The organism is Desulfofundulus sp. (assembly GCF_049701015.1).
Taxonomy (GTDB): domain Bacteria; phylum Bacillota; class Desulfotomaculia; order Desulfotomaculales; family Desulfovirgulaceae; genus Desulfofundulus.
On the sequence record NZ_JBNATZ010000116.1, the window covers coordinates 1 to 7,556 of the forward strand.

9 protein-coding genes and 5 tRNA genes are annotated in these 7,556 nt (G+C 50.5%); 8 read left to right on the forward strand and 6 right to left on the reverse strand.

The features are described 5' to 3' along the window. Window positions 1-13 precede the first annotated feature (13 nt). The 5 genes from ACPLUI_RS08410 to ACPLUI_RS08430 all read right to left on the reverse strand — a co-directional run bounded on the left by ACPLUI_RS08410 (window position 14) and on the right by ACPLUI_RS08430 (window position 2,970). Window positions 14-89, reverse strand: a tRNA-Ala gene (locus ACPLUI_RS08410). Between the two features lie 91 nt (window positions 90-180). Beyond that, complete coding sequence (locus ACPLUI_RS08415; RefSeq protein ID WP_424659821.1) at window positions 181-306, reverse strand: hypothetical protein; 126 nt, start codon at window positions 304-306, stop codon at window positions 181-183. A gap of 80 nt (window positions 307-386) precedes the next feature. Continuing rightward, a complete protein-coding gene (locus tag ACPLUI_RS08420) occupies window positions 387-623 on the reverse strand; it encodes a hypothetical protein (RefSeq protein WP_424659822.1) in 237 nt (78 codons plus the stop codon). Window positions 624-774: 151 nt separating this feature from the next. Then, window positions 775-1,296 (reverse strand): hypothetical protein, encoded by a 522-nt coding sequence (locus tag ACPLUI_RS08425; RefSeq protein WP_424659823.1) that lies wholly within the window; start codon window positions 1,294-1,296, stop codon window positions 775-777. Window positions 1,297-1,401: 105 nt separating this feature from the next. Then, window positions 1,402-2,970 (reverse strand): ABC transporter substrate-binding protein, encoded by a 1,569-nt coding sequence (locus ACPLUI_RS08430; RefSeq protein WP_424659824.1) that lies wholly within the window; start codon window positions 2,968-2,970, stop codon window positions 1,402-1,404. Window positions 2,971-3,161: 191 nt separating this feature from the next. On the opposite strand from ACPLUI_RS08430, the gene ACPLUI_RS08435 reads away from it, so the two are divergent. After that, on the forward strand, window positions 3,162-4,028 hold the full coding sequence (locus ACPLUI_RS08435; RefSeq protein WP_424659828.1) for a TIM barrel protein: 867 nt from the start codon (window positions 3,162-3,164) through the stop codon (window positions 4,026-4,028). An 18-nt stretch (window positions 4,029-4,046) separates the two neighbouring features. On the opposite strand, the gene ACPLUI_RS08440 is transcribed toward ACPLUI_RS08435, so the two are convergent. Next, window positions 4,047-4,532 (reverse strand): general stress protein, encoded by a 486-nt coding sequence (locus ACPLUI_RS08440; RefSeq protein ID WP_424659825.1) that lies wholly within the window; start codon window positions 4,530-4,532, stop codon window positions 4,047-4,049. A gap of 182 nt (window positions 4,533-4,714) precedes the next feature. On the opposite strand from ACPLUI_RS08440, the gene ACPLUI_RS08445 reads away from it, so the two are divergent. From ACPLUI_RS08445 to ACPLUI_RS08475, 7 genes are all read left to right on the forward strand, one after another. Then, window positions 4,715-5,173, forward strand: coding sequence for a pyruvoyl-dependent arginine decarboxylase (locus ACPLUI_RS08445; protein ID WP_424659826.1), 459 nt, complete (start codon window positions 4,715-4,717; stop codon window positions 5,171-5,173). 19 nt (window positions 5,174-5,192) lie between these two features. Further along, window positions 5,193-6,026 carry a polyamine aminopropyltransferase gene (gene speE / locus ACPLUI_RS08450; RefSeq protein WP_424659827.1) on the forward strand — a complete coding sequence of 278 codons (834 nt, stop codon included), beginning with the start codon at window positions 5,193-5,195 and terminating at the stop codon, window positions 6,024-6,026. 22 nt (window positions 6,027-6,048) lie between these two features. Then, entirely contained in the window at window positions 6,049-6,918 is an 870-nt protein-coding gene (speB, locus tag ACPLUI_RS08455) for an agmatinase (protein ID WP_424659829.1), read from the forward strand. A gap of 173 nt (window positions 6,919-7,091) precedes the next feature. Beyond that, window positions 7,092-7,168, forward strand: a tRNA-Asp gene (locus ACPLUI_RS08460). 8 nt (window positions 7,169-7,176) lie between these two features. After that, window positions 7,177-7,252: transfer RNA gene (locus tag ACPLUI_RS08465), tRNA-Phe, on the forward strand. A gap of 54 nt (window positions 7,253-7,306) precedes the next feature. Beyond that, window positions 7,307-7,381, forward strand: a tRNA-Gly gene (locus tag ACPLUI_RS08470). 8 nt (window positions 7,382-7,389) lie between these two features. Continuing rightward, window positions 7,390-7,465, forward strand: a tRNA-Cys gene (locus ACPLUI_RS08475). Window positions 7,466-7,556: the final 91 nt, after the last annotated feature.

Here is a 7,556-nt window from a genome sequence, read left to right on the forward strand (position 1 = left end):
GCCTTGACTTTCCTGGTGGAGGCAATGGGACTCGAACCCACGACCTCTAGAGTGCGATTCTAGCGCTCTCCCAGCTGAGCTATGCCCCCACGGCAATTTGCATTATACCATGAAAAAGCTACGGTTACAAGGGGTTTGGATTTCGAGTTGATAAATTGGCGCCCAATACCTGTGGTCAATTTACTTTTTGGGCTGGATACGGCTGTAGATGGAATAAGCAGCAAAAGAAAGCCACCCGGCTCCCATGAGTAAACCCAAAGGTATGGCCCACCAGTTTGAAGGGTTTCTTCTATCTACATCAACCATATCCGCACCTCCGGGTTTATTATTTCCTGAACCGTAATATTTGAAACAAATCCCTACCCGGTGGGGTAGGGGATATTTTTTCATGAAACCTTTTGGATGGTTTCCTGCCTTTGCTTTTTATTGTATTGTTCCTCCGCATAATCCGTTGAAATCAAGTAGAGGTTCACCCATAGTTCATGTTCATTGTTTTTCCCTTCCAGCTCTCTGGCCAGTTCTTTAAATTTTTTCTCGACCCGGTCTTTAAAGGCAGAAAACTCCATCAATAAGTCCACCACTTCCCGGTGACTGTAAGAAGCGCCGTCCCGCAGTATTTTCACTAAGAATTCCCCCCCAAATCAATTCTTATACCCATTATACATTTTAAGGTAAATTTGTTAAGAGGTAGTTGGTGTCTAAAAGATCCTATTTTTGTAGTCTAAACGCAAGGGGGCCCTCCAAAAAGGGCCCCCTTGGCGTCCGAAAAGTCAATTATGCGTTTGGTATGACTCCGGTGTAGTTTGGTGAGTACTTGCCCTGTTCGTTAATGCTACCCTGGAACCCGACGTATTGTCCTGCGGTTCCAAACTGTTGTCCGGTTTGGTATCCAGCGGCTTGTCCGGTAGTTCCCGGAGCAGCGTATTGTTGGGTAATGTTGTAACCTCCCACACCGGTGGTTCCAAAGCGGGCAGTACCGAACTGCTCTCCAGCCTGACCGTACTGGCCGGCGAAGGTCTGATAGCCCTGAGCATATCCACCAAAACCTGTTTGTCCCACGCCGTATTGAGCAGCGTATCCGCCTGCTGGCTGTGCAAATTGACCCTGTGTTTGAATCATGGAACTGATTTGCTGAGCTGTACTGCTCAGGTTGCTCAGGTCCTGCTGCATTTGGCCGGCCAGGAAGGTAAGGCGCTGTAAATGCTGTTGCTGAAGTTGACTGCAGAGCTGGCTTATGGAGCCTGCTTCCTCCCTCAATCTTTGGATTTGCTGCTGCATCTGAACAATCTGGTGCATTTGACAATCCTCCTCACAATGATTGTGCTTTTACCACCTAGTATGCTTGTAAAATTTCAGCTTTATAACTGGTATATTCAGGATACAATGAGGTTCGTTAATTATCTATCTGCTTATTTCTACATTACCCAAATAAGGTATCCCCTGGGGACGGATAATTAATCCCTGAACATTGTCAGCAGTAACCAGGGTGTATAGACTATGGTGAAGAAATATGGCAGGTACATCATCCTGGATGTGCTGGAGGACTTCTCCATAAATACGTGCCCGTAGATTGCTGTCCGGTGTTTGTTGAGCGGTTAAGAGCAAGGTGTCTACCTGTGGGTTGCGGTAGTGGGTGGTATTGAGACCACAGGCAATTTGTTGCGATGAAAAAAGAGTATAAAGGAAATTGTCCGGATCACCGTTATCACTTGTCCACCCATATATAAAGGCGTCTCCTTCCTGGCGGAAGAGCGCTTTTTTAAATTCATTCCAGGGGTAAACCTTTATTGAACAGCTAAAGCCTGCCTCTTTCAATTGTTTTGCCAGGCCCCGGGCCAGCTTTTCCCCTCCTGCAGGATTATAGGGCCGGGAGCTCTCATAAGCCAGGAGGGTAATCGGTATTCCCGGGGTGTAGCCGGAAGCGGTCAGTTCCCGGCGGGCTCTCCCGGGGTTCACCGGTGGTGGTTCGGGAGTTTGTTCGTAACCCAGGGTTCCAGGGGGCAGCGGGCCTCTAGCTGCAATTACCCGCCCGGGAAATAATGATTCCACGAGTGCACCGGGGTTACAGGCCTGCCGGGCTATCCTGCGCAGTATCGTGTCGCGAAAAGGACCTTTATTGGTATAAAAGCCCAGGTAACTGATGTCAAGACCGGGTGAGTTGAACACCTGGAAGCCCTTATTCTTCAAGAATTCCACTTCTTGTGGAAGAATACCTTCACTTATATGGGCTCTTCCAGATAAAAGAAGATTGAATCTTTCTTTTGGATCGGGAACATATCGGAAAATTACTCCTGGTATGGATGGCTTTACTCCCCAATAATGGGAGTTGGCCAGAAGAATTATTTCATTTTTCCGGTTCCAGTCTTGAAAGATAAATGGGCCCGTACCGGCAGGGTGTTTCCAGAAATCCTCTTTGTATTGTTTTAGTGCCCGGGGACTTACCATAGGGGCCGCTACGGGCATGGCCAGGTTATAGAGAAAAGGAGCATAAGGGTATTTTAAATTGAAGCGTACAGTTAAAGAGTCTATGACATCTACGGACCGGACCATCCCGAAAGTAAAAGTGGCATAGGTAAAGCGGCTTTGCTGACTCAACACTCTGTCAACATTAAACTTGACTGCCTGAGCGTCGAATGGGGTACCGTCCTGAAAGGTTACATTGGGCCGGAGATAGAAAGTCCACTGCCGGCCGTCTCTGGATACTTCCCAGCGGGTGGCCAGACAGGGTTCTATTTCCGTACCCGTTCTCAGTCTCACCAGTCCTTCGTAAATATTGGCCAGTACACGTGCGGAAGCCGGGTCGTCTGCTCTGGCCGGGTCCATTGTGCGGGCTTCTGTCCCCTGGAGGTAGACCAGGAAGTCCTCTTTTTCCTTCAGCCAGGATGTTGGAACGACTGTTACCAGCCCTTTTATGTAAAAAAACCACAGGCAACAAAAGAAGGTAAGGAAAAAAATCAGTCGTTTAAACATAACTCCCCCTCCCAATAATTCAAAAATCAGGTAAGGTAAGCAATGTTTAATTCTGCTTGAACTGGGAATTACCTCTAATAAGTGTTCGTTAAACTTCGTGCTTTTTCTTTCTGATGGGGGAGGAAGAGGAAAGTGGTTGTCGAAGTCTTGACTGTTGTGTTTCTCTATGGAGAAGGGGAAGGGATGTCGTGATGGACGTACGCTTCGGGCCTGCAGGAAATCCTCCGTCCTTTCATGCTCAGGGTTATAAAAGCTCCCTGGACATGCCTGCATGGTTAAGGGCGCAAGGTCTTAATGCCTACGAATATCAGTGTGTGCGTGGAGTACATATTAAAGAAACCACAGCCCGGAAACTTGGTGAACTGGCCCGGGCTAACGGGATTTTTTTAAGTATCCACGCACCCTATTATATCACCTTGGGGACTGCTGACCCCGTTTTAAGGGAAAAAACCAGGATGCATTTGCTGAAATCCATGCAGGCTGCGTGGTGGATGGGTGCTTCACCGGTAGTTTTCCACCCTGGCACGGGAGGTGGAAGGGACCGGGCTGGCACTATGGCCCGGGCCAGGGAATTACTGCTGGAGGTTCTGGCGGCAGCGGAAGAAATGGGACTGGCTGGTATCTGCCTGGCACCGGAAACGGCAGGTAAACCGGCACAACTTGGTAACCTGGAAGAAGTTCTGGAATTTTGCAGCCTGGATTCCAGGGTGGTACCGGCCGTGGATTTCGCTCATATACATGCAGCCGGTCAGGGGGCCTTAAAAACGGCAGAAGATTTTGCAGCCGTTTTAGACGTGATTGAGAGCAGGCTGGGTAGGGAAGCGGTTCAGAAACTGCACATTCATTTCAGTCCCATCGAATTCAACAGAGCTGGGGAGAAGAGGCACCGCACCACGCTGGATACAGGTTATGGTCCCGACTTCAGCCTCCTGGCAGAGCTTATTGTGGAAAGGAATCTTACCCCCACCATTATCTGTGAGTCCTGGGATCGTCAGGTGGAAGATGCTCTGGTTTTTAAAGCACTCTACGAACGGATGAAAAAAAAGGCAGGGGGTTGATTCCCCTGCCTTTCGGTTTTAGTGGGTTTCCACGTCCTGGCCGCCATACTGCCGTAACACCGTGGCCGCATCGTTGGCTTTATTATCGTCGCACCGCACGGAAACGAGAATGTTGCCCTGCTTAACCTTTTCTTCGTAGTAGCGTCCCCGTTCTGCCGGGATGCCCCAGTCGATCAGTCCCCCGGCAATACCTCCAGTAGCGGCGCCGGAGAGTAGTCCTGCAATCGGACCAGCCGCTACTATCGGTCCGATGCCCGGGATGGCCAGGGCTCCGGCACCGGCCACCAGGCCGGCCAGGCCGCCCAGGACTCCTCCTGTAGTGGCTCCATCAGCAATCGGGTCCCCTCCCATCCTTGGACCTTCTTCGGCGCGGCGTTCCTGGCGGGCTACGTCCTCTTTAGCCACTACGGAGATTTCGCGGTCAAAACCTCTGGAACGGAGTTCCGCGACAGCCCTTTCTGCCGATTCCTTGGAGCTAAAAGTACCAAGCACTGTTTTTGCCATGTTACGACCTCCTCGATTACAAGTTTCGGCATTCAATGGTTAGCATGTAATCGGGAGGATTTTTTCATACCAGGAAAATTATGGTTTGCCTCCTTGTTAATAAAATAGTTTATTTTTTCATGTCTTCTGCTATAATATAACTTGTTGTTTTTGGTTAAGAACATGGAAAGGGGGAATTTGCCGTGTTACCCACCCCAAAAAAGTTTTTTCTCACCGCCGCCAGTGCTGAAGGTCACAACAAATTAACAGCATTTGACAACGCTCTTCTGGCCGGCCGCATAGGAAATATTAATCTGATCCGGGTGAGCAGCATTTTGCCTCCCGGTGCAGAGTACGATCCCGGATTGTCAATTCCTCCCGGGTCACTGGTACCCACTGCTTACGGTTATATAATCAGCGACATTCCGGGAGAATTGATTGCTGCTGCTGTAGGCATTGGCTTTTCAGAGGATACCTTCGGCGTGATCATGGAATTTGCAGGTAAGTGCTCGCAGAGGGAAGCCGAGGCACGCATTGAGGCTATGTTGCGGGAAGCTTTTGCATCCCGGGGTATGAAACTGGTTGACATGAAGATTGCGGCCACCGAACACCGGGTGGAAAAAATCGGCTGCTCCCTGGCGGCTGTACCGCTGTGGTATTAATTCTTCTGGGGGTATGGAGATGAACTGCTGGTTTACGGAATTACAGACTGACCATATGAAATTGAGTTGCCGGGTGAAAAAAGTATTGTGTGAGGAAAAGACGCCATTTCAGCACCTGGCCGTTTATGATACGTTCCAATTCGGGCGTCTGCTGGCTCTGGATGACGTTATCCAGACTACCGTAACTGATGAATTTGTTTATCACGAGATGATCGCCCACGTCGGCCTGAACACCCATCCAAACCCCCGCCGGGTGCTGGTTGTAGGTGGAGGGGACGGCGGTTCGATCAGAGAAATCCTCAAGCATTCTTCGGTGCAGCAGGCCACCCTGGTGGAAATTGATGAAAGGGTAATCGCTGCTGCCCGGGAATACCTCCCGGAGATCAGTTGCGCTCTGGATGATCCCCGGGTGCGAATTATTGTCGATGACGGTATCAAGCATGTTAAGGAAAACCGTAATACTTATGATATGATTATCGTAGATTCCACCGATCCCGTGGGTCCTGCAGAAGGCCTTTTTGGGAAGGCCTTTTACCAGGATGTTTATGATGCATTAACTGAAGATGGGTTGTTTGTTGCTCAGACCGAATCCCCCTTTTTTAACCGTGAAATCATCTCCCGTGTGTTTAAGGATATCCGCAGCATTTTTCCTGTCACCAGGTTATATTTGGCATGTGTTCCCACTTACCCCGGTGGCTTGTGGAGCTTTACCATGGGCAGTAAGAAATACGATCCCTGCCAGGTGAATGTGCTGGAGTTGCCCGATTTAAAAACCAGGTATTACAGTCCGGGTATCCACCGGGCAGCTTTTGAGTTGCCTCCTTTTGTGGCGGAGCTGGTTGAACAAGATTAAGCTCCTCTCGGGTGAGAGCTTTATGCTTTTAAAAGGTCTGGAAAAAGCCGGTTCATTTATGGGCAGTACAGAGGACTATCATGGTGCCTCTTTGGTTATCCTGGGTGCTCCCCTGGATTTGACAGTGAGCTTTCGTCCGGGGACGCGTTTTGCCCCCTCCCATATCCGTCAGGTGAGTGTGGCGCTTGAGGAGTACAGCCCTGTGTTGGAGCGGGACCTGGCCGATTATGCTTACTATGATGCAGGGGATATTGTCCTGCCTCCCGGGCGGCTTCAAGAGAGCCTTGGGCGCATTGGTGCTACGGTATCTGCTATTGTGTCCGACGGCAAGTTTCCCCTTTTGCTCGGAGGGGAGCACCTGGTCACCCTGCCGGTGGTGGAAACCCTCTTGCGTTATTACCCCGACCTGGTAGTGATACATCTGGATGCTCACGCAGATCTACGCGATGAATATTTGAGTGAACCACTTTCTCACGCTACCGTAATGCGCAGGGTGGCAGAGCTGATCGGCGGATGTAATGTTTTTCAATTTGGCATCCGTTCGGGAACACGGGAAGAATTCGTCTTTGGGCGGGCCACTACCCACTTCTTTCCTGGAGAAATCCTGCAACCTTTAACTCAAGTCTGCGCTCAGCTCAAAGGACGGTCTATTTATCTCACCCTGGATATAGATGTTCTTGATCCCGCCTATGCTCCGGGTACGGGTACGCCGGAGCCGGGGGGGTGTACGCCCCGGGAGATTTTTCAGGCTCTCTACCTGCTGGCTGACTGCCGGGTGGTGGGTATGGATCTGGTAGAAGTTTGTCCGGCTTATGACCCTACGGAGCGCACATCCTTGCTGGCGGCCAAACTCGTCCGGGAAGCGATTTTATGTTTTGGGGTGGGAAAGTGATTCTGACCACCTTCTACTGAGGGTTTGTCTGGGGCAAAAATTCTTTTCCTGGAACGAAAAATTTTATGTCGCAGCTGAAAATACCAATTGACAATTGGCCCTACTTTTTGTATACTTAAGATTGTCAGCGGTGAGGGGTTGGAAGAACCCGAGCTGGAGTGAAAGTGAGAAGCGGAGCTGTGGTGTAGTGGTCTAACATGCCGGCCTGTCACGCCGGAGATCGCGGGTTCGACTCCCGTCAGCTCCGCCAGTTTATGTGCCACGGTAGCTCAGTTGGTAGAGCAGCGGACTGAAAATCCGCGTGTCGCTGGTTCGATTCCGGCCCGTGGCACCACCTGGATAAAAACCGTGATAAGAATAGAATATTGGAATCAACAACATCAGGCATGCGGAAGTGGCTCAGTGGTAGAGCATCGCCTTGCCAAGGCGAGGGTCGCGGGTTCGAATCCCGTCTTCCGCTCCATTTTTTATGGCGACATAGCCAAGTGGCTAAGGCGGCGGTCTGCAAAACCGCTATTCCCCGGTTCGAATCCGGGTGTCGCCTCCATTAAAAGCTGGCGGGATGCGTTTCGCCAGCTTTTTGTTTTGTGCGCCCGGCATGGGCGTTAACTTGGTGGTGAAAGTCCACTGCAGGCGAG